18 protein-coding genes are annotated in these 20,675 nt (G+C 71.7%); 9 read left to right on the forward strand and 9 right to left on the reverse strand.

Annotated features, from left to right (window positions below):
* Positions 1-52: 52 nt before the first annotated feature.
* Positions 53-244, forward strand: coding sequence for a hypothetical protein (locus IEY78_RS20325; protein ID WP_189100278.1), 192 nt, complete (start codon positions 53-55; stop codon positions 242-244).
* 124 nt (positions 245-368) lie between these two features.
* Here IEY78_RS20325 and IEY78_RS20330 read toward each other — a convergent pair whose 3' ends face one another.
* The 3 genes from IEY78_RS20330 to IEY78_RS20340 all read right to left on the reverse strand — a co-directional run bounded on the left by IEY78_RS20330 (position 369) and on the right by IEY78_RS20340 (position 3,842).
* Complete coding sequence (locus IEY78_RS20330; RefSeq protein ID WP_189100280.1) at positions 369-2,126, reverse strand: hypothetical protein; 1,758 nt, start codon at positions 2,124-2,126, stop codon at positions 369-371.
* Between the two features lie 813 nt (positions 2,127-2,939).
* Positions 2,940-3,251 carry a hypothetical protein gene (locus IEY78_RS20335; protein WP_189100283.1) on the reverse strand — a complete coding sequence of 104 codons (312 nt, stop codon included), beginning with the start codon at positions 3,249-3,251 and terminating at the stop codon, positions 2,940-2,942.
* Positions 3,252-3,470: 219 nt separating this feature from the next.
* Entirely contained in the window at positions 3,471-3,842 is a 372-nt protein-coding gene (locus IEY78_RS20340; protein WP_189100285.1) for a hypothetical protein, read from the reverse strand.
* Between the two features lie 1,395 nt (positions 3,843-5,237).
* On the opposite strand from IEY78_RS20340, the gene IEY78_RS20345 reads away from it, so the two are divergent.
* Positions 5,238-5,381, forward strand: a complete 144-nt coding sequence (locus IEY78_RS20345; protein WP_189100287.1) for a hypothetical protein — start codon at positions 5,238-5,240, stop codon at positions 5,379-5,381.
* 320 nt (positions 5,382-5,701) lie between these two features.
* Here IEY78_RS20345 and IEY78_RS35180 read toward each other — a convergent pair whose 3' ends face one another.
* Positions 5,702-6,046: a phage terminase large subunit family protein gene (locus tag IEY78_RS35180; protein ID WP_189100332.1), complete on the reverse strand. Its 345-nt coding sequence runs from the start codon at positions 6,044-6,046 to the stop codon at positions 5,702-5,704.
* Positions 6,047-6,462: 416 nt separating this feature from the next.
* Between IEY78_RS35180 and IEY78_RS20355 the strand changes: the two genes are divergently transcribed.
* Both IEY78_RS20355 and IEY78_RS20360 read left to right on the forward strand, forming a co-directional pair.
* Positions 6,463-6,726, forward strand: coding sequence for a helix-turn-helix transcriptional regulator (locus tag IEY78_RS20355; RefSeq protein WP_189100289.1), 264 nt, complete (start codon positions 6,463-6,465; stop codon positions 6,724-6,726).
* A 112-nt stretch (positions 6,727-6,838) separates the two neighbouring features.
* The gene (locus IEY78_RS20360; protein ID WP_229700071.1) at positions 6,839-8,275 is read left to right on the forward strand and encodes a tyrosine-type recombinase/integrase; all 1,437 of its coding nucleotides are present in this window, start codon (positions 6,839-6,841) and stop codon (positions 8,273-8,275) included.
* Positions 8,276-8,408: 133 nt separating this feature from the next.
* Here the strand turns inward: IEY78_RS20360 and IEY78_RS34865 are convergent, their stop codons facing one another.
* Together IEY78_RS34865 and IEY78_RS20370 are read right to left on the reverse strand one after the other, a co-directional pair.
* Complete coding sequence (locus tag IEY78_RS34865) at positions 8,409-10,709, reverse strand: ATP-binding protein (protein WP_189100291.1); 2,301 nt, start codon at positions 10,707-10,709, stop codon at positions 8,409-8,411.
* A gap of 214 nt (positions 10,710-10,923) precedes the next feature.
* The gene (locus IEY78_RS20370) at positions 10,924-11,718 is read right to left on the reverse strand and encodes an alpha/beta fold hydrolase (protein ID WP_189100293.1); all 795 of its coding nucleotides are present in this window, start codon (positions 11,716-11,718) and stop codon (positions 10,924-10,926) included.
* 618 nt (positions 11,719-12,336) lie between these two features.
* On the opposite strand from IEY78_RS20370, the gene IEY78_RS20375 reads away from it, so the two are divergent.
* The 3 genes from IEY78_RS20375 (at position 12,337) to IEY78_RS20385 (ending at position 17,436) form a co-directional block, all read left to right on the forward strand.
* Positions 12,337-12,783: a hypothetical protein gene (locus IEY78_RS20375; RefSeq protein WP_189100295.1), complete on the forward strand. Its 447-nt coding sequence runs from the start codon at positions 12,337-12,339 to the stop codon at positions 12,781-12,783.
* Positions 12,784-12,934: 151 nt separating this feature from the next.
* A complete protein-coding gene (locus IEY78_RS34870; RefSeq protein WP_189100297.1) occupies positions 12,935-14,776 on the forward strand; it encodes a helix-turn-helix transcriptional regulator in 1,842 nt (613 codons plus the stop codon).
* A gap of 188 nt (positions 14,777-14,964) precedes the next feature.
* Positions 14,965-17,436, forward strand: a complete 2,472-nt coding sequence (locus tag IEY78_RS20385) for a SpoIIE family protein phosphatase (protein ID WP_189100299.1) — start codon at positions 14,965-14,967, stop codon at positions 17,434-17,436.
* Between the two features lie 29 nt (positions 17,437-17,465).
* Here IEY78_RS20385 and IEY78_RS20390 read toward each other — a convergent pair whose 3' ends face one another.
* The 3 genes from IEY78_RS20390 to IEY78_RS20400 all read right to left on the reverse strand — a co-directional run bounded on the left by IEY78_RS20390 (position 17,466) and on the right by IEY78_RS20400 (position 19,251).
* A complete protein-coding gene (locus tag IEY78_RS20390) occupies positions 17,466-17,765 on the reverse strand; it encodes a hypothetical protein (RefSeq protein WP_189100301.1) in 300 nt (99 codons plus the stop codon).
* 188 nt (positions 17,766-17,953) lie between these two features.
* Positions 17,954-18,649: a phosphatase PAP2 family protein gene (locus IEY78_RS20395; protein ID WP_189100303.1), complete on the reverse strand. Its 696-nt coding sequence runs from the start codon at positions 18,647-18,649 to the stop codon at positions 17,954-17,956.
* Positions 18,646-19,251, reverse strand: a complete 606-nt coding sequence (locus IEY78_RS20400) for a phosphatase PAP2 family protein (RefSeq protein ID WP_189100305.1) — start codon at positions 19,249-19,251, stop codon at positions 18,646-18,648. Before IEY78_RS20400 ends, IEY78_RS20395 begins: the two co-directional genes overlap by 4 nt.
* 246 nt (positions 19,252-19,497) lie before the next feature.
* Between IEY78_RS20400 and IEY78_RS20405 the strand changes: the two genes are divergently transcribed.
* Positions 19,498-19,941 (forward strand): BlaI/MecI/CopY family transcriptional regulator, encoded by a 444-nt coding sequence (locus tag IEY78_RS20405; protein ID WP_189100307.1) that lies wholly within the window; start codon positions 19,498-19,500, stop codon positions 19,939-19,941.
* Positions 19,938-20,675 (forward strand): M56 family metallopeptidase (locus tag IEY78_RS20410; protein ID WP_189100309.1); only part of this gene is annotated, 738 nt, incomplete at its 3' end. The genes IEY78_RS20405 and IEY78_RS20410, both read left to right, overlap by 4 nt.

The following is a 20,675-nucleotide window of genomic DNA, read 5'->3' on the forward strand; positions in this document are numbered from 1 at the left end:
TTCTGCGGGGACGGCAGACGGTCACACACCCCGAACTCATCAGGAGGCAACCATGACCAGTATGCCGCCCGTCGCCAGCGCAGGCGACGGCCCCCGGCTACCGAACGCCCTCATCGTGGCTCTCGCCACTGGCTACGTAGCCGGATACTCAGCAGCCTTCAACGGCAACGACACCAAGAACCTCGTCATCCAGCTCGCCGTGGCCACCACCGCATGGCTGTTCCGGAACCACCACCGCCAGTAACCACCTCGTGCCCCCGCCACACCTGGCGGGGGCACACGGCGACGGCGGGTGCACAACGACCAGAGCAGCCTTCCCTTCAGACTCCTCCCCCAGGCACTACGCGCCGGGCACGACCTCAGCCCAATCACCGCCGCCCGGCCCCCACGAAGCCAAACGCGTGCGCCCGCTCTGAACCGGCGGCCTCTCCATCACCATCGGACTCCGCCTCCCGCTGATCGTCCTCGCCCCCGCCATGCCGCGCGGCCGCCGCCTTCGCCATCCTCACCTCAGCCTCCTGCTGCGCCTTCGCCCGGATACGCTCCACCTCCTGCGAGGCGTCCTTGATCGGGTACCCGGCCTCCAGCAGCATCGCCACCGCCGTCTCCAACGACAGCACCCCGGCCCCGTACGCCGTGACGACCTCCTCCAACACCGCTGCGCGTTCGGTCGGCGTGTGCGGAGCCCACGCCAACCGCGCCGGCAACGTCTCCCCGGCCGTCCAGCCCTCCGCCCGCCCCGCCTGATACAACCGCTGCACCATCTTGAACAGCAGCCGGTACTTGTGCTCCCGGGCAAGCCGCATCATGCCAATCAGCGCATCCAGCAGCCCCAACGCCAGCTTCAACGCGTACCCCGACGGCACCTCCGTGGCATCCAGCGTCCCCAGCCCGGCCGCCGTCACCCGGCTGTTCGACGCGATCCTCTCCAGCAAGTGATCCACCCGCGCCCGCAGCTCGGCCAACTGCGGCGACGTGTCCAGGGCATCCATCCGCCCCGTCTCACCGAGCTGCCACTCCGCCCCGGCCTTCACCTCCAGCTCCTGCGTCCTGCCCGTCGCCCGGTCCACCGGCAACCGCGCACCCGCGAGCCCGATGATCGGCGTTCCCGTCGTCGCCGACGCCGCCGAGCTGTCGGAGTCCGTGGCCGCCAGCTCGTCGAGCGCCTGCAGAACCCGCGCGAGCAGGGACCGGCCCCAGTGCTCCCCGCCGTCCGGGATCGTGTTCGCGATGTGCACCACCGGCACGAAATCCACCATCAGGTCGAGCCGGTTCAGCTCCGTGCCGTCCTCGCCGAGCCGGTAACTCGCCTTGCTCATCGGCAGCCTGTCCAGCGTCTCGCCGTTCAGGTCCTCCAGCAGCCACTCGGCATCCGTGAGGTAGCACGTCGTGTTGGACATCCGGCCCGGCTCCCACGGATACGTTCGCGCCCCAGCCGCCGCGCTCTCCTCATCGCCCTCGGAGATCGGGCCCAGCTCGTACGCCACCCGACGCACCCGGGCCTTCAGTCCCGCCTCGTCGTCCGCCGGCAGCTCCCACGCCAGATGCACTCTGCTGGGGAAGTCGTCGCCCGCGTCGTCCCACTGCGGGAAGAAGAACCCCGGGTCGTACACCCGCAGCGTCGGCCGCTGCTTCTTCGGGTTCCACGCCAGCACCATCACGCTGTCCCCGAGGAGCACTGCGGCGCGCTCGGCCTGCTGGACCCGGAACGTCAGCAGCTCCTTGTCCGCCCACTCCCGTAGCCGCTTCTGTACCGCGGCGGCCTCCGCCGCACCCGGAGTCGGCGTCTCCTCATCGGCGTGTTCCGCCCCCTCGACAGCGACCTTCTGTTCCGAGCCCAGTAGGTAGCCGAGCGCGGTGTCCACCAGGTTCGCCGCATCGCCCAACTCCCGGCGCTCCAGCGCGCTCGCGTCACCACCGACCGCCGCAAGCTGACCGGCCTGGTTGTTGTCGTACGACGCCAGGACCCTGTACGCCGCCAGCCGCCGCAACTCCTGCGGTGGCACCCACGTCTTGGCCAACTCCGGAAAGGCGCGACTACCGGGACGCCCAGCCTCGGCCATCACGGGCTTGTAGTTCAGCCACGACCATGCGTCGATCACGAATTGGCGCAGGCCCACATCCACTCCTGGAAGGTCGGCCCCGCGCCGGCTCACAGCCTAGCCCGGCGCCACCAGCCAGTCGGGAAGCCTGCCTCTACCTAAATGGGAGGGCTTTCCCGAGTACGTCAGAAACCCGTCCACTCACCTCAGGGCTAGCCGATAGAAGTGAAGTTGCGCCAAGGACCAGCAGAGTCCAACGCACCGCATCCGCTCGTGCCGCGTGCCCCGCAAGTATGGGAAGCAGTGGCAACACAATTCCCAGCCCAATCAGGACGATACCCGGCACCAAGCGCCTCACCAGAGCTTGAACTCGCCCTGCCGCAGTCGGGAGTTCTGGCGCATTAGCCAGCAACGCCTCCCTGTCGTACTTGGCGATCGCTTCGACCCCGTGGATGAGCGACCGAACCACAGCATCGACATCATCCACAGATCGCGCCCGCACAAGTCGCGCTTTATGAAGTCGGACAGCATCAGCAACACGTTGACCCTCTTCACGCAACTCACGCCTCAAGAGAGAATCCACCGGGTCACAACGCTCCCGTACCGCCAAGGCCCTGCCGGCTTCAACCGCGAGCCTCTCCAGATCTGAACACCCATACCGAATCACCAGGGCCGAGCGCCACTCCTCTCGCCGTTCGTGCACGCGCGCCGCAGAACGAACAGCAACCACCAACAGACCGTCCCAAGTATGCGAATACCTCTTCGCCTCAGCGGTACGCTTCCGCCCCAAGACCACATACACCGGAAGAGTCACAAATACGAGAAACCCCAAGGCGATGTGCGCCACGACCGGGGACACGCTGGGTCCCGCCGGACTCACGACGGCCGCAGCCCACATCAGCGCCGCGACGACGCCGAGCCAATAAACAAGAGCCGGGCCATGAATTCCCGATGCAGAACCGTCCGCCAAACTAGCCCCCACACATAGGTCACCACAACAGCCAGACAGATTCCACGAGTTCGAGGATTTCCATTAGTCCCCAGCAACAGGATCGGAAAGGTGAACAGGAAAAGCATAGGCGTCATGAGGATCTGCATCGTATAGGCAAGACGCCACTTCCAGTATCGTCGCGTCGCCCCCGCGACGAGCAGCCGCAGTGCATCGCGGCGTTCGCCCGGCGCTATCGGCAATTCCTCAAAATCAGCCACAACGTCATGGAGGCCCTTTCGGCGCTCGAACGCTGGCCGCTGACCCAAGACCCACATACGCCCCCTGACCAGCCAACCCAGTGCCGCCACATGTGCCCCCACGCCATCTCGTCATCAGCAGGTATCGATCGCACTGTGCCACACGGAACTGACAGAACATCCAGGCTGTGCTGTTCAAGCTACCCACCAAAACACCGACGGCCGCAATGACACCAGACATCAGCCTGGGGGCGGCTGCAACGCCACGTTCAGCGCGGAACGCTGCGCCGCCGCAACCGCCTGGGCCTGCCCCTGCTCGTTACGCCGCAGAACGAACAGCGTCGTCAATGCAAGCACGCTTGGCCCCGAGAGCATTGCCGCCAACCATGGCTGACCGTTCACTCCCACCACGACCGCACCACTCAGCATCCCAACCGAGATCGCGAAACCCGCAATCAGCCCGCCGAGATATAACATATGGGCCCGCTTGGCCGATTCCTCCTGTGCCCGCACCTGCGCTAGGGCGAGCTGATGCTCAGACTTCTGCTGAAGCACACGCATCTCGTGCTCGCGCCGCAGCTGAGGCTCCAAGGCATCCAGTGCGATCTTCATGTGCTCTGCGGGCAATTCCGCCCACTGCATCGCGATCTCAAGCCCTGTGGGCTGGCGCGCCGAGGTCCCGCTGTCCGGACTCAATGAACGGTCCCTCCACTTCCACTGTCAACCCTCTGCAATTCGCTAAGACCGCCCTCCGGCGGAGGCCCGAGAGCACGAAAGAGAGAATCCAAGCCCTCATGCATTCGGACGACACCCGCGACGGCTTGCTCGTCTTGGGCCACGCTCAGCAAGTCCGGCGCATCGCTCGCCGGGAGAAGGCTTCTTTCGACGTAATCTGGCGAGGAGATATACACGATTGCACCATCAGCTCTCAGTGGTGCGACCATGCCCGCGATGGCCTGAGACTTTCCAAGACCAGGTTGACCAGCCAGCAACGTCCACTTCTTCACTTCACCACTGCGCTCAACCTCGCCGGGCACCTTAACCCTGAGCTTCAGCTCGGATTCCCACCCCGAACGAGGGCGAGACCGCCACCCCAACCACTGCACCACCGCCGAAGCCAAGACCATCAACGCCGCCATCCACTGTCCCATAGGGCCCTGACGTCCTCCCCGTGCGAGCACAATTCGAACCATGCCAGCATTCCACAACTCGCCCTAAGTCAAGCGACTTTCTCTAAAGCCGCTCCGCAAAGCCTTGACCGCCCCTACCCAAAGGCGGCCTTCCGGATCGAGGAACAGATCCCACAAGGCCCACACCGCCGACCCCAAGACGTCGGACGAGTCCTCCGCCTCCCCCTGCCCGACGAGCTTCTTCATCTGCTCCGTCAGCTCCGGGAACAAGAGCGCCGAACCCACGTGGAGCGCCCGATCCACGCCTCGCATAGCTGAGCTACCAGGGCCGCCCGCACCCGCTTCCCCCGCGTCGCATGAACGACCCGCGTGATCGACAGATGCCAGCACCTTGCACGCGGCCGGCCGACAGCGCCTCGCCCACAGCGGCATCCACGTCTTGACCAACTTCGCCGTCGCGTAGTTGCTGCGGCACGGCCGTTGCGCGCCAAGCGCAACAACGAGCAACGCCTGAAAGGGTTCCGGCGCTACACCTTCCGCCTCTACCGTCCTCGCATGGACATCACACGGTCCTCGGCCGCCCTCCGCTCCACGCAAAATCCCCGGTCACCACCATCGCTGACGCTCACGCAACGCTGGTCGCCCCGGGGCAACATCATCCGGACCGGAACGGCTGAGCCGGTTCCGCCTGGTGGGACCACATGAGCGATCGTTTCCCACCAGAGGGCGCAAAGTAGGGGGCCCCGCCCACAACCAGCCCGCAGAGCACCGAAGTTGCCTAGAACATTGCCTAGGATCATGCACAGTCGGCAGTTGTTCCTCCTGCTGGGCATAGCCCAGAACCTCACCCAACGGCCATGCCCGGAGGGAGGAACAAGTGGCCAAACACGCACGGCACCGGAAGCGCGACACCAAGGAGGACAAAGAACAGGCGCAAGAACGCCGCGAGCGGACGATGCTCACGATCAGGATTGCCGTCCTGATCTTCGACATCGCCCGCTCCTTAAGCGGAAACAACTAACCGCAGCGAGGGTCGCTCCAGGGGTCCAACCAGGGGGCGACCCTCGCCCATGTCACGACGTCGTGAGAAGACACCGACACCCTGACTCTTCTATCTCTTACTAAGCACCATGCGCAGGGGGTCTGCGTCAAGTTTTAAGAGTCAAGCCAGGGTCGGGCGACATGGTGGCAGGACTGTCGGCGCCCGGCCAACCGCTGGTCATCGCCCCCACGCGGCGGCGGCATCGTCGGGTCCAAGATCAGGTCCCGCAACGCCCACACGGCCGAGTCCAACAGGTCCGGCGAGTCCTCCGTCTCCCCCTGGCCCACGAACGTCGTCATCTACTCCTCCAGCTCTGCGAACCCCCGAGCCGGACCGACATGCGACACCCGAGCCTGCTCGTACAACTGGGCAGCCGGCGCCGCCCGCGCCCGTTTCCCCCGTGTCGCATGAACGATTCTCCAGTTCACCGTCGGGTCCACCTGCTCCAGCAGCGCAGGCAGGTAGTCACCACCGTTGTTCGCCTCGATTACCACACAGTCCGCCCGGTGCTCGTGATACAGCCTGGCCGCCCGCATCATCGCCTGCGTCTGCGGGTACCGGTCCTGCTCCGCGTGCAGCAGATACCCCCCGCGGCCGATCGTCCCCGAACATCGACTCCACCGGGAAGCCGCGCCCCGCCACAGTGAACGCCGTCATGTCAGCGTTCTCATGGCTCTTGGTCGCCGGGTCGACGGCCACCACCCGCTGGAGGTCGGGCAAGTACTCAGGTCGGTCCGGAAGCCCTCGACCTCCAGCATCCAGCCCTTCCACAGCGCCCCCTCCACGTCCTCCAGCAGCTCCCCGGAAAGCTCCTGCCGTCCCAGCCGGGTGTCGGCGTACTTCTCCCCCGCTCCTCACGGGCCGCCATGCTCGTTACGGAGGCACAGCCCCGGGGAGCCCCGACTGCCGGTCCAGGCCGTATGCCAGAAGCCGGAGCACTGTCACACCTGGACGGGTTCTCGGGGTGGTTGCATCAACTATCACAGAAGTCCGGCCTGCCCAAACCTGCCTTTCTTTGGATTCTCATCCTGTCACCACGCCATATTGACAGGAGTCCACGATGCAGCCTTCCAGCCCAACCCAAAGGGCGTTTCTCAATCTCCCCCAGGCCGCTGAATATCTGGGACTGTCCCCCAACACCCTCTATGTATGGCGTCATCGACGCCAGGGCCCTCCCAGCTTCCGCATGGGTCGACGCGTGATGTACCGCATAGCGGCTCTGGATGAATGGGTCCGCGTCCAGGAGCAGGCCGACTCGCGGTCCAACTCCGCCCTCAACCCGCTCACGCATAAGCCGCAGCGTCGCACCAAGCTCCCCAGGTAGCGCCCTCTCGAAAAGACCAGGAAAAGAGCACAGTAGCCGGGATAAGGACCGGCTGCGAAAGGCGTTGGGACGAGCCAGTACGCAACGCACGCAACCACAGAGGAACCACCGAATGGCCGGTTACATAGAAGACCGCTGGCTCAAGAAGCGGCCAGACAAGCTCACCGGAAAGAGGGAGCGGACTGCCCGCTATGGGCAGGGCAAGCGCTATCGCGTAAAGGGGATTACTGGCGTCCAGGACCGTGCCTTCGACACCAGCGAGGACGCCAAGCAATGGCTCGCCACCGCGAACACCGACACCAAGCGGGGCGAGTTCATCGACCCACGCGACGGCGAGATCTCGCTCGCCGACTACATCGTCGATCACTGGTGGCCAAGCCGGACGGACGAGCCATCGACTGCGGATCCTATGCGCAGCCGCATCTGGAACCACATCATCCCGATCCTGGGCGACTTCGCCCTCCGGGAGATCGATGCCTCGGCGCTGCGCTCGTTCGTCGCCGAGTTGCTGGCTCGGGTAGAGGGCTCGACGGCCGAGGTGATCTGGAACCACCTTTCGTCCATCCTCGACAGCGCCGTCGACGACAAGCGACTGTTGCGGAACCCCATCAAGGTCCACAAGAGCGTCAAGGCTCCACGGCGTACAGAGAAGAAGGCGAAGGCATGGACACGGGCGGTCGTCGACGCTGTCCGCTTCCACCTTCAGGACCGTTACAAGTTCGCGGTCGACGTCGGGCTCGGCCTCGGTCTGCGCCAAGGCGAAGCCTTCGGCTTGGCCGAAGGGGACTTCGGCTTCGAGGCGGGCGTCGTACACGTTCGGCGTCAGCTCAGGTGGGACATCAAAGGGCGGCCCTATTTCTGCCTCCCGAAGGGAGGCAAGACTCGGGATGTGCCGCTGCCCCCCAACCTCGCAGCTCGTGCGCGTGAGCACTTCCGGCGTTTCCCGTCCACACCGTGTACCTTGCCGTGGCGGAACCCGGCGCCCCCGACCAACGCCTTGGAGGCCCGGCAGCGGAAGCCAATCACCGTGCAGCTGGTGTTCACGACGTCGCATGGCAACCGCATCTACTATCGGACATGGAACGACCGGAGCTGGAAGCCTGCCCTGGCGGCGGCCGGTCTCATCACGGCCGTAGGCGAGAAGGTCCGCCGAGACGGCGGCCGGATTCGGCGGACTCCCGTCTACGCGGCACAGCGCGAGGACATGTTCCACGTCCTGCGGCACACCTACGCCAGTGTGCAGCTGGAGGCTGGCGAGTCGATCGTCAGCCTGTCCACTTGGCTGGGACACTCCTCACCGAAGGTCACACTCGACCACTACGCTCACTTCATGCCTGGAGCCGGTCGGCACGGCTTGGCCGCGATGGACACATGGCTGGAGCAAGATCAACCGCGGATTGTCCCCGAGAAGTCCCCAGCAGCCGGGTGGATCAAGAAAATGGCTCTGAACTCGCAGGTCAAGGGGCTAATCACATCCGGGGCCAGCATGAACGTCAAGTACAAGGAGACGGCACGCGGCGGGCTCGCGGTGAACATCATCGAGTGCTGAGGCGGGCTGTCCGCCCCTGACCGGCGCGTGCGGGGAACCGTGCGCGCCGGTCGGGGGCGGCGCCTGTGCTCGGGGGCGGAGGTCTCGCGCCCCCCCCGGCGCACGCGTGAACGCCCGTGGGCGGCCCGGTCGTTCAGGGGCGGTGGGTGGCGGACCACGCGGCGATCTGGGTGCGGGAGGTGAAGCCCATCTTGGTCAGGATGCGGTCGACGTGGCCCTCGGCGGTGCGTCGGGAGATGGTCAGGCGGGCCGCGATGTCCTTGTTGGTCATGCCTTCGGCGACCAGGGCGGCGACCTCGCGTTCGCGGCGGGTCAGGGGTGCGGAGGCGTCCTGGGCGGGCGGCGGCGGGGTGGGCGCGGCGGAGTCGTCCAGGGCATAGGCGACGGCCTGCTCCAGGGTCAGGGCGCGGCCGGACCGGGTGGCGGCCTCGAAGGCGGCGGCGTCCATGTCCTTGCGCAGGCGCGCCTCGAACTTCTGGTGGCCCGTCTGGAGATGGCCCAGGCCGGTGAGGGTGGACCCGGCGACCTGCCATGCGGCGTCGGCCGCGCCCAGCAGCGTCGCGGCGCGTTCGAGGAGTCCCGCGGCGGCCGCGCACCACCCCAGGACCTCCAGGCACTGGGCCACTCCGCACTGGTCGTAGGACAGGGGCTTGTCCCGCAGTGCCCGGCGCACCAGCGTGCCGGCCCGCGGGTAGAGCCCGCGGCGGTAGTGGTCCAGGCCCAGGGCCCACAGCGCATGGGTGCGCGACCAGGCGGCACCGTGCTCCTCGCACAGCGCCAGGAACCGCTCGGCGTAGTGGGTGGCCTGCGGGTCGTCGACGTTGACGCAGGCGCTGGTGAGCATGCAGGCGGCGACGGCGGCGCTGCCGGCGTCCCCCGCGGCCAGGTGCAGGGTGCAGGCCTCGTCCAGCAGCGTGATCGCTCGGGGGAAGTCCGCCTGGAAGAGGGCCAGGAGCCCGTCGAGATGCACCGCGCCCCGGGCCAACTCCCGCTGCACGCCCAGGACTTCCGCCATGGACCGGTACTCCTCCAGCCGGGCGTGCGCGGCGCGGATGTCCCCCTGGAGCACGGCCACCAGCCCGTCCACGAAGAGCGCCCTGGCCCGCAGCGGGCCGGGCCCGTCGTCGAGTGCGAGGGCCGCGCCGAGCCATCGGCGGCCCTCGTGGAAGGAGCCGTAGCCGAGCGGATGGCTCCACAGGGAAGTTGCCAGGCTCATCGCCGTCTCCGCCTGGCCCGGCTCGGCCGTCGTGAACGCCAGGGCCGCCTGGAAGTTGGCGTGTTCGAGGCGCAGGCGGGTGAACCAGGCCAGCTGGTCCGGGCCGAACCACGCGGTCTCGGCCTGCGCGGCCATCCGGTGGTAGTGGTCGCGGTGGCGTTCGCGCAGCGCCGTCTCCTCCCCGGAGGCGGCCAACTGCTCCCGCCCGTAGTGGCGCAGCGACTCCAGTAGTCCGTAGCGCATGCGCGTGCCCTGCTCCTCGCAGGTCAGTACGGACTTGTCGACCAGGCCGGCGATCAGGGCCAGGACGTCCTCGCGGTCGATTCCCGCGCCGGAGCAGACCTGTTCGGCCGCCTCCAGGTCGAAGCCGCCGGACAGCACCGACAGCCGCGCCCACAGCAGCCGCTCCTGGTGCGTGCACAGGTCGTGGCTCCAGTCGATCGCCGCCCGCAGGGCCCGCTGGCGCGGCGGGGCGGTCCGCGGCCCGGTGTCGAGCAGCCGGAAGCGGTCGTCGAGGCGGCTGAGGATCTGCGGCGCCGACAGGACCCGCATCCGTGCCGCCGCCAGTTCGATCGCCAGCGGCACCCCGTCCAGGCGGCGGCACATCTCCCCGGCCGCGGCGGCGTTCTGCGCGGTGAGCGTGTAGTCCGGGCGCACGGCGGCGGCACGGTCGGCGAACAGGGCCACCGCCTCGCTGTGCTCCGCGGAGCCCTCGGGGCCGGACAGCGTCATCGGCGGCACCGGGAAGACGTGCTCCCCGCCGACCGCGAGCGCCTGACGGCTCGTCGCGAGCACCACCAGCTCGGGGCTGTGCGCGAGCAGGGTCGCCACCAGCTGCGCGCAGCCGTCGAGGACGTGCTCGCAGTTGTCCAGCACCAGCAGCATCCGCCGGCCCGCGAGGTGTTCCACGAGGCGGGGCAGCGGGTCGCTGAGGGCCTCGCGGCCGACCCGCAGCCGCGCCGCGACGGTCTGGGCGACCTGGTCCCCGTCCGTCAGCGAGGCCAGCTCCACCAGCCACACCCCGCCGGGGAAGGAGCGCCGTACGTCGGCGGCCAGGCGCAGCGCCAGCCGGGTCTTGCCGATTCCGCCGGGCCCGGTCAGGGTCACCAGCCGGCCGCGCGAGAGCAGCGCCCTGGCGTCGGACAGCTCACGCCGCCGCCCGATGAACCGGGTCAGCTCAGCAGGCAGCGTGCCCGCCTCCCGCACGTGACCGCCCATGCTCCGACCCTAGCCGCCCCCGATACGGCGGGCAAACAGGTGTACGGGCCGGTATATCCGGCATACGGAGGGGGTGGCGCGCCCTGTGTGAACCGTCCCGATGTGCCTCTCCCCCACCTGCCGCGGGCGCCTCGCCCGTGTTCCGGAACGCACCGTCCGGCATGGCACGGGCCGCGCCGGTGGGGCCGCGCCGGCGGTGGCGCGGCCCCCGGTCTCAGGCGCCGTGCTGCTTGAGGAAGGTGAGGATGAGCTGCTGCCACTCCTCGGGCCGCTCGACCATGGGCAGGTGGCCGGTGGGGATCTCCGCCAGCTCGGCGCCGGGGATGTTCTCGGCGAGGTGGCGGTGCAGGGCGGGGGGCGCCATGTGGTCGGCGGTGGTGGAGATGACCAGGGTGGGCACGCGGATGCCGGCGAGGTCGTCGCGGACGTCGATCCGGCTGACGAGGTCGGCGTGCTCGACGGTGCCCTCGGCGATGTCGGCGGCGGCGTAGGCGATCGCCTGCTCCAGCTGTTCGGCGGGCATGGCCTCCATGGCCTGGGGGCTGAGGGCGTGCGGGAAGAGGAACTCGCTCACCAGGCGGTTGTCGCCGGTGGCGGCGAGCTTGCCCCAGACCCTGACGGTGAGGGCCTGCTGGTTGTTGGGGTGGGCCATGGTGGCGCTCAGGACGAGGGCGGTGACGCGCTCGGGGTGGCGGGCGGCGGCGCGGATCGCGACCGGGCCGCCCATGGAGTAGCCGTGCAGGGCGAAGGTGTCCAGGCCCTCGGCGACGGCCGCGGCGACGAGCTGGTCGGCCAGGTCGTCCAGCGAGAGCGGAGTGGTGGAGCGGGGGGTGTCGCCGCTGCCGGGGTAGTCGACGCCGACCACGGTGTGGTGGGCGGCCAGGCCTTCGAGGATCGGGCCGTAGGTGCCGGCGATGCTGCTGCCGGCGCCGTGCGCCACCGCCAGGCCGGGGCCGGAGCCGAGCACGGTGCGGGCGAAGGTCGCCTCGGGGAGGGTGCGTGCGGACATCAGTGATCATTCCTTCTGGGGTTGTGGTGATCCGTGGGGTGGGGGAGGCGGGCGCGACCCGGTGGCGGGTGCCTTTCGGCGGCGTCAACGGGGAGCCGCACGGCTGTCACTGACGTCCCGTCAGCTGTTGGATTCGGCCCGCACGGCACGGCCCGGTGCCGCGGGGCGCGGCGGCTCACAGGTTTCCGGCATGGTGAAGGCAATCCCCCGTACCTCGACGGCACTTGCGTGGTCTGCCTCCGCACGGGCGCGGAAGCAGCGGTCCCCCTCACTCTCCCGGCACACCGCGATCTTGGGCAGGCGAGAAATACGGGGATCACTACCTGCTCCGTACGTACCCGAGTGCCACGTACCCGAGTGCCACGTATCCGAGTGCCGCACGCCACCAGGGGCGATGTCCCCAAAGGCGCGGCCGCCGCTCGTCCCGCACGTGTCCCGCGCGCACCCGGCTCCCCGGGGGCGGAGGTCACCGAGGGCGGCCCGGGGTCCGCACCGAAATCTCACGGGGATTCCGTGATTCCCGGCCGTCCCCCGTCCACCAGCCTTGATCCCGGAAAGCTTCACCGCCCGGCACGCACAGCGGGCCGGGCACCGATCCGAGCACAAGGGTTGAGGGTTGTGACTGACATGGTGGCGAGGGACGACATGCGGGCCGACGGGCTGAGCAAGGGCGCGGGGACGGCCGGGAGCGAGGCCGTGCTGCGCCTCGCCCTGAAGCTGGACGGGGCGGTGTCGGGCCTCGTGGCGGCGCTCAGCCTGCTGGGCGCGCGGATGCTGGACGAGGCGCTGGGTCTCCCGGCGTGGCTGCACTGGGGGCAGGGCGGCTTCCTCGCGGTCTACGCCGCCGCGCTGTGGTACGGCGCCACCCGGGAGACGGTCGTCCGCCCGATCGCGGTCGCCGCCGTGGTGCTCAACGTCGTCTGGGCGCTGGGCTGTGCGGCGCTGCTGACGGCCGGCTGGTTCGCGATCACCACGCTGGGGGTCTGCTACGTCGGCTTCATCGGCGTGGCGGTGCTGGTCTTCGCCTCCCTCCAGGTGGCCGGTCTGCGCCGCGCCGCCGCCTGAACCGTCCCGCGCGCCCGGACCGCGGCGGCCGTGCCCCGGCACGCCGCGGTCCGGGCCGTCCGGCGCCGCCGCCCGCGGGCAGGTACCCGCCGGACGGTGGCGGCACAGGTATTCCTCCCCTGACCGGGTTCCCCGCCGTCCGCGACACTGGGTGCGTACGCAGGCGCTCACTCGTCGACAGGGGGAGGAACCCATCACCGTTTCCGAGCCGTGCGAGCGGTCGTGCCCGCACTACCGGGCCGCCCGTCAGGCGCACGACCAGGACGCGCCGCCGGAGGAGGTCGCCGGGCATCTCCTCGCCGCCGAGCCGACCGGCATACCGTGGGTCCTCGGCGTGCTGCGCGCCGCCGCCCGGGCGGCGGGGGCACGCGACGACCCCGGCGCGGCCGTCCCGTACCTGCACCGGGCCCTGCGGGAGCCGCTGCCCGACGGTGACCGGGCCCTCGTGCTGGGGGAGTTGGGCCGCGCCGAGGCCGGCGGCCGTCCGGCGGCCGCGGTCCGCCACCTCACCGAGTCCCTCACGCTGCTCCCCGACGGGGCGCCGCAGCGGTGGGAGCTGGTGCCGGTCCTCGCCGACGCCCTCACGCGGTGCCGGCGCGGCTGCCAGGCGACCGAGCTGCTCGACCGCGAGGCCCGTGCGCTGGCCGGGGCCGGACCGTCCCGCGGGGACCTGGCCGTGCGGCTGGACGTCCGGCGTCTGCTGACCGACCTCGACGACCGGGCGAGGCGTCCGCAGGTCGAGCGGGCCGTGGCCGAACTGGAGTCGGCGGGCCCGGACGCGCCCGTGGCCGTGCGGGCGGTGGCGGCCGTCCGGGCGACCCTCGCCCTCGGCACGGACGCCGACGCCGAGCGGGTGGCCGCGCAGGCCCGCCGCGCGTTGGCGGGTGAGCCGCCGCGGGGCGTGGCGCTCGCGGCGACCGCCCCGGCCGTGCAGGCGCTGACCTGGTGCGACCGGCAGGACGAGGCGGCCGCGTTCCTCGACCGCGTGGCGGCGGACTCCCAGGAGGACGCGGAGCCCGCGGCGCGGATCCTGGTGTCGACGGGCCGCAGCGTCCTCGCCCTCCGCGCCGGTGACCTGCCGGCCGCGATCGACACGGGCCGTGCCGCCCTCGGCCTGCTCGCCGCCTCCCGGGGGGATGCCCGGATGGCGCCGGCGACCGCCACGCTGGTGTGCGCGCTGGTGGAGACCGCGGACACCCACGAGGCCGCCCGACTGCTCGCCCTGCCCGACCTCGCACGTCTCGAGGAGGACCGGCAGTGGACACCCCTGCTGGAGGCCCGTGCGCGCCTCGCCCTCGCCGAGGGGCGCTTCGACGAGGCGCTGCGCGATCTGCGGGAGTGCGGCCGCCGGCAGGCCGCCTGGCGCCAGGACAACCCGGCCGTGTTGCCCTGGCGTTCCCTGGCGGCCCTCGCGCACCGGGCCCTGGGCGACCACGGCCCGGCGGAGCGCCTCGCGCAGGAGGAACTCGACCGGGCACGGGCCTTTGGCGCACCCCGCGCCCTGGGCGTCGCCCTGCGCGCCGCCGGGACCGTGGCGGGCGGACCGCGCGGGCGGCGCCTGCTGGAGGAGTCCGCCGATCTGCTGGAGCGGGCCGGGGCGCCGCTGGAGCAGGCGCACACGCTCCTCGAACTCGCCACCGTGCGGCACGAGGCGGGGCACACCCGCCTCGCCCGCGAACTCGCCCGGCACTGCCGCCGGCTCGCCCAGCAGTGCGCGGCGGCGGGCCTGAGCGCGCAAGCCCTCGGCAGGCTGCGGGACTTCGGCGCCCGGCCGCGCACCCCGTGCACCGTCGGGGTCCGGTCCCTGACCGCGGGTGAGCGCCGGGTCGCCAACCTGGCCGCGAGCGGCCTGACGAACCGGGAGATCGCGCAGCAGCTGTTCGTCACCCAGCGGACCGTGGAGAACCACCTCACCAACGGGTTCCGCAAGCTGGGCATCGTCGGCCGCCGCCAACTCCCCGACGCGGTCCGGAGCCTGGACGCCGGCGGCTGACCCCGGCCGCCACCATCGCCGACACCGCCGCCCGCGCCCCCGAGAATCGCTCGGTCCGCCCGCTGATCAGCACGAACCGGGGTCCGACGTTAGAATTGCAGGCAGCGAAAAGAGCATTTTCTCCTGATCCGGCTGCGGAGTACCGAAGAGCGCCCAGGTGGGCCGCGATCCGCGGAATGGTGTGACACATGGAGCGTCCCGTGTTCCGCGGGCCCTCTGGAGATTTCGCCGAGCCAGAGGGTGAGGCCTACGCCATCGTCGACGGACGGGGCACGGTGCTGAGCTGGAGCACCGGAGCGCAGCAGCTCCTCGGCTATCCGGCGGACGAGGTCCTGGGACGGCGTGCGCACACCCTGCTGGACGACTCCTCCGAGGCGGCGGAGGTCGCGGAGTCCTGCCGGGGCGACTCCCCTGCGGCTCCCGGCGAGATGGTCCTGCGGCACCGCGAGGGGCACCCGGTGGAGGCCGTGGTGCGGGTGCAGCGCCTCACCCCGGCCGGCGGGGACCGCCACTGGCTGGTCCGGGCGGTGGGCGCCGATTCCGTACGGCGGCGGAATCTCGCCGATGCGCTGTTCAGAGGCCTGTTCGCGGAATCGCCGGTGCTGATCGACGTCTTCGACACCCGGCTGCGCTACCTCTTCCAGAACACCTCGCGCAGCCGCGCGGCCGGGTGGGCGGACGAGGTCATCGGGCACACCGTGGCGGAGGCCGCGCCGCCCGGCCTGATGGACTTCACGGCCCTGGAGGCCCGGCAGCGGCGGGTCCTCACCACGGGCCGGGCGTCGGTGGCCCACGAGGTGCGCGGCCGGCGGCCCCAGGACCCGGACCGGGACAGCTTCTGGTCGGAGACCATCGTGCCGCTCCGCGACCGCGCCGGGGAGGTGATCGGCCTGGGGCACATGGTGATCGACGTGACCGAGCAGGCCCGGGCGCGGGAGCGGCTGGCGATGGTCGACGAGGCGGGCGCCAGGATCGGCAGCACCCTCGATGTCCTGCACACGGCGCAGGAACTGGCCGATGTGGCCGTCCCGTTGTTCGCCGACCAGGCCTATGTGAACCTGCTGGACGCCGTGTTCAGCGGGGAGGAGCCGGTGGTCGGCCCGGTCGCCGGGGCGGTGCCGCAGCGGCGTGCGGCGATGTCGTGCGTCCCCGACGGCCCGACGGAGCCGCTCGTCGCGACCGGCGAGCTCGACTCGTTCGCCTCCGGGGCGAGTTCCCTGTTCAGCCGGGCGCTCAGCAGCGGCACGCCCCGGCTGCTGTCGGGTGAGGAGCTGATCGCCGAGATCTCCCGGGTGGAGCCGCGCCGGGCCGCGCTGGTCCGCGAGTACGGCGTGCACTCCTGGCTCCTCGTGCCGATGTACGCGCGCGGCGGACCGCTGGGCACCGTGGTGTTCGTGCGGTTCCAGCGCGCCCACGGGTTCGAGCGGGACGATGTGCTGCTGTCCGAGGAGGTCGTGGCGCGGGCCGGCGTGTGCATCGACAACGCGCGGCGCTACACCCAGGAGCGGACGACGGCGTCGGCGCTCCAGCGCACCCTGCTGCCGCGCGAGCTGCCGCAGCTCAGCGCCGTGGAGGCGGCGTCGCGCTACCTGCCGGCCCGGGGCCGTACCGAGCTGGGAGGCACCTGGTTCGACGTGATCCCGCTCTCCGGTGCGCGGGTGGCGCTGGTGATGGGCGGGGTGGCCGGGCAGGGCCTGGAGGCGGCGATGGCCATGGGGCGGCTGCGGATCGCGGTGCGCACGCTGGCCGATCTCGACCTCGCCCCCGAGGAGTTGCTCACCGTACTGAACGACCAGGTCAACCGGTTCATGGACGAGCCCGGCCCGGACGCCGGGGGCGAGGGGCTCACCACCGGCGCGGCCGGGAGCACCTGCGTGTACGCCGTCTTCGATCCCCTCTCGCGCCGCTGCACCGCCGCCGTCGCGGGCCACCCCCGGCCGGTGCTGGCGTCGACGGACGGGCGGGCCGAGCTGCTCGATCTGCCCGGCGGGCCGCCCCTCGGCCGCAGCGGGGCCACCTTCGCGAGCGGCGAGGTGACGCTCACCGACGGGGACGTGCTGGTGCTGTACACCAGGGGCCTGGTGGAGTCCGGGCAGCGCGGCCCCGGCACCGGCCTCGACGGGCTCCGTGAGCTGCTGTCCGGCCCTGCCCTCACCTCGACGGTCCGGCTCGCACGGGTCTGCGACACGGTGGTCGGCCGGCTGCTCCCCGGCAGCCCGCAGGACGACGCCGCCCTGCTGGTCGCCAGGGTGCGCGGGCTGGATCCGGACCGGCACGCCACGTGGGAGCTGGCGGCCGAGCCCGAGGAGGTGGGCCGGGCGCGCACGCTGGCGACGGCGAAGCTGACCGAATGGGGCCTGGCGGAGCTGGAGTTCGGCACCGAGCTGGTGGTCAGCGAACTGGTCACCAACGCCCTGCGCTACGGCAGCCCGCCGATCCGGCTGCGGCTGATCCGCGACCGCACCCTGATCTGCGAGGTGACGGACGGCAGCAGCACCTCCCCGCACGTCCGGCGGGCGCTGGAGACCGATGAGGGAGGCCGCGGCCTCTACATGGTCGCGCAGCTCGCCGAGCTCTGGGGCACCCGCTACCACACCCGCGGCAAGACCATCTGGGCCCAGCAGCCGCTCCCCGACGGGCTTCTCGCGTCCCCGCGGTAGGGCCACCGGCGCGAGGGGCCGCCGGCGGGTCAGCGGCCGATCTCCCAGGCGAAGGGCGGGAGTTCCCGGGCCCGGAAGTAGATCTCGAGGGACTGGCGGGCGGGGACGAAGGGGTGGACCCGGGCGCCGTCGAGGCCCGCGAGCAGGCGGGCGCAGTGCTGGACGCAGCCGGCGACCTCCCGGCCGTGGCGGTCGACGATGGTGGCGGCGTCGTGCGGTCCCTCGCACGGGGTGGGGTCCTTGGCGGCGGCGGCCGGGCAGCGGACGCGGGCGGCGGACGCGGCGGACGGGCGCCGGACGGAGAGGTCGGGCGACTGGTGCTGGTTCATCGTGAGGTCCCCCTGGTGCGGTGGTACGTGCCGTGGGCCGCCGCCGGCGGGCCGTCCGAGGGGCGCCCGCCGTCCGGTGCCCAGGACAGTGCTGCTCGGCGCGGCAGGCGTCCATGCCGCCTTGGCGAAGACCTGGTTGGATCGTCAGCTCTTCATGGGAATGCCTGAAACGGGGGCGTACGGCCGGGTCAGGAGCGGTCCGGGTGGGGCACGGCGAACGGCTCCAGCAGCAGCGCGAGGCACAGCACGACCGTCGCCAGGAGCCAGCCGCCGACGACATCACCCGGCCAGTGGACGGCCAGATAGACACGTGTGAGGCCGACGCCGGCGGCCCAGAGGGCGAGCAGCGCCCACCCGGCGCGGGCGACCTCGGGCCGCACCCGCCGTGCGAGGCCCCAGGCGAGGAGCCCTGCCGCCAGCGCCGAGGTGGTGGCGTGGCCGGAGGGGAAGGCGTAACCGGAGGCGTGACCGGCCCAGTCGGCGGCCGGCGGGCGGGGGCGGGCGAGCAGTTCCATCAGGCCGTAGCGGATCCCCTGGCCGACGGCGAGGACGAGGACGGCGCAGCCCACCGCCCGCAGCCGCCCGCGCGCGCCCCGGGCGGCCAGCAGTCCGGCGAGCACCGCCAGCAGATACGGGACGGGGCCGGTGCCGGTGGCGCTCAGGGCCCGGGCGAGCGTGCGCAGCGGCTCCCCGTGGTGGGCGGTGGACCAGTGGACGGCGGCCCGTTCGGGGGCGAGCGGGGCGCCGTGGCGCAGGGACACCATGACGGTGAGAGCGGTGAAGAGCACCGCGCAGACCGCGGCGACGGTCAGCGGCGGGCGGACGCGGGGGCCGCGCCGCGCCGGCTGTTCCTCCGGCACAGGCGGCGGCCCGGGGGCCGTCACCGGGCGGCCACCAGGGGTCGCAGCCGGGTGGCGCGGACCCGTGCCACGGCGGGGCCCGCGTGGCGGGCGAGGGGAATCAGCAGCCACCCGAGGAGGGCGCCGACGAGCAGGCCGGCGACGACATCGTGCGGGTAGTGCGCGCCGACCCAGACGCGCGAGGCCGCCATCAGCAGGGCGGCCGGGACCGCGATCCGGCCCAGCTGCCGGTCGGTCAGCAGCAGGGCGACGGCGGCGGCCGCCGCGATGGCGGAGTGGTTGCTGGGGAACGACCAGTCGCCGAGGGCGGGACAGGCCTCGACGGTGACGGTGTGCAGCGTCCGGCAGGGCCGCTGCTCGTCGAAGAGCGCCTTGACCAGGGAGTTGGCGGCGTAGGCGAGGACCACGACCACGGGGAGGGCCAGGGCGCCGGCCATCGCGGCGGGGGTGCCGCGGCGCGCCCGCCACCAGGCGATCAGCATCAGGACGGCGAAGACGCCGAGGCCGTAGTCGGTCCCGTAGGAGACGAGGGTGTTCAGGCCGGACGGGGCGTGCTGTGCCAGGTCGGTGATCCGGGTGTACAGGCCGCCGTCTATCGAGGCGCCGCCGAAGGCGAGGTGGTTCACGGGTACTCCTTGGCGGTTCAGCGGTTGCGCGGTGGTGCGGACGGCGCGGGGCGCGCCCCGGGGCGGTGGCCCGGCGCCCGGTGACGGGGCGGACAGCCCCTGTCACCTGCGGAGACGCAGCGGCGGCGGCGATGTCGGCGGCCCCTCGCATAATGAGTGACGGGCCTGCCCCATGACCGACCGGCCGACTACAGTCACGTAGACGGTCCTCGGAACTGTAGACGACGAAAAGGTGAAGGGCGTTCCATGTCGGAGACATCACCTGCTCAGCGGCGCCCCGCCGGAGAGCTGGAGGCGAGCGTGCTCGCGGCGCTCTGGGCGGCCGGGAGCCCGCTGAGCCCGGCCGGGGTGCAGAGCACGCTGGGCGGCCGGCTGGCGCGCACCACCGTCACCACCATCCTCACCCGGCTGCACGACAAGGGGGCGGTGTCCCGCTCCCGGGCCGGCCGCGGCTTCGTGTACTCCCCGATACAGGACTCCGCGGGGCTGACCGCCCGGCGGATGCGCAGTGAGCTGGACAAGCAGGACGACCGCGGTACCGCCCTCGCCCGCTTCGTCTCCCAGCTGACCAGCGAGGACGAGCAGCTGCTGCGGTCCCTGCTGGAGTCGGCGGAGGACGGCGCCCCGGGGCACTCCCCCGCCCCCGGGCAGCCGGGCCCCGGGCGGACCGGCCCCGGAGCGGGCCCGTGATCTTCGCCGTCTGGATCCCGCTGCTGGTGCCGCTGCTCGCGGTGCCGGCCGCCCGCGGCCTGGCCGAGTCGCTGCCGCCGCGCGCCGCCGCCTGGCTGCTGACCGGCTGCGCCGCCGCGCTCGCCGGCTGCACGACCGCGGCGCTCGGCCTGCTGCTGGGCGCCGGTGTGCTGCGGATTGGCCCGGTCGCCGCCCTGGGCCACCTCTCGCCGCCGCTGCTCGGCGACCAGGGTGACGGCCCCGCGACCGTTCCCGTGGCCCTCGCCGCCGCCGTGCTGCTGGGCGCGGGCGCCCTCGCCGTCGCGCGCCACGCCCGCCGGCACCGCGCCGAGCTGCGCACCGCCCGGCACGCCACCGGCGCCCACCCCGCCACCGGCGATCTGGTCGTCCTCCCGGACCCCGCGCCCGAGGCCTACGCCCTGCCGGGCCGGCCGGGCCGGGTGGTGGTCACCGCCGGGATGCTGCGGTCGCTGACCGCGGCCGAGCGCGAGGCGCTGTTCGCCCATGAGCGCGCCCATCTCGCGGGCCGCCACCATCTGTTCCTGCTCACGGTCGCCCTCTCCGCGGCCTGCCATCCGCTGCTGCGCGCGCTGCGCGCACCCCTGGCGTACGCCCTGGAGCGCTGGGCCGACGAGGCCGCCGCGTCCCGGGTGGGCGACCGCCGGGTCACGGCCCGGGCCCCCGGGCGCGCCGCGCTGGCCGCCGACCCGGACGCCCGGGCGCCGCGGCGTCCC

The organism is Streptomyces kronopolitis (genome assembly GCF_014646275.1).
Taxonomy (GTDB): domain Bacteria; phylum Actinomycetota; class Actinomycetes; order Streptomycetales; family Streptomycetaceae; genus Streptomyces; species Streptomyces kronopolitis.

Excerpts from the sequence above, each read along its gene's own strand:
- IEY78_RS20370 (WP_189100293.1), bottom strand. The coding sequence starts at position 11,718 with ATGTCCGCACGCACCCTCCCCGAGGCGACCTTCGCCCGCACCGTGCTC.
- IEY78_RS20360 (WP_229700071.1), top strand. The coding sequence starts at position 6,839 with ATGGCCGGTTACATAGAAGACCGCTGGCTCAAGAAGCGGCCAGACAAG.
- IEY78_RS20325 (WP_189100278.1), top strand. The coding sequence starts at position 53 with ATGACCAGTATGCCGCCCGTCGCCAGCGCAGGCGACGGCCCCCGGCTA.
- IEY78_RS20390 (WP_189100301.1), bottom strand. The coding sequence starts at position 17,765 with ATGAACCAGCACCAGTCGCCCGACCTCTCCGTCCGGCGCCCGTCCGCC.
- IEY78_RS20385 (WP_189100299.1), top strand. The coding sequence starts at position 14,965 with ATGGAGCGTCCCGTGTTCCGCGGGCCCTCTGGAGATTTCGCCGAGCCA.
- IEY78_RS34865 (WP_189100291.1), bottom strand. The coding sequence starts at position 10,709 with ATGGGCGGTCACGTGCGGGAGGCGGGCACGCTGCCTGCTGAGCTGACC.
- IEY78_RS20340 (WP_189100285.1), bottom strand. The coding sequence starts at position 3,842 with ATGAAGATCGCACTGGATGCCTTGGAGCCTCAGCTGCGGCGCGAGCAC.
- IEY78_RS20355 (WP_189100289.1), top strand. The coding sequence starts at position 6,463 with ATGCAGCCTTCCAGCCCAACCCAAAGGGCGTTTCTCAATCTCCCCCAG.
- IEY78_RS20405 (WP_189100307.1), top strand. The coding sequence starts at position 19,498 with ATGTCGGAGACATCACCTGCTCAGCGGCGCCCCGCCGGAGAGCTGGAG.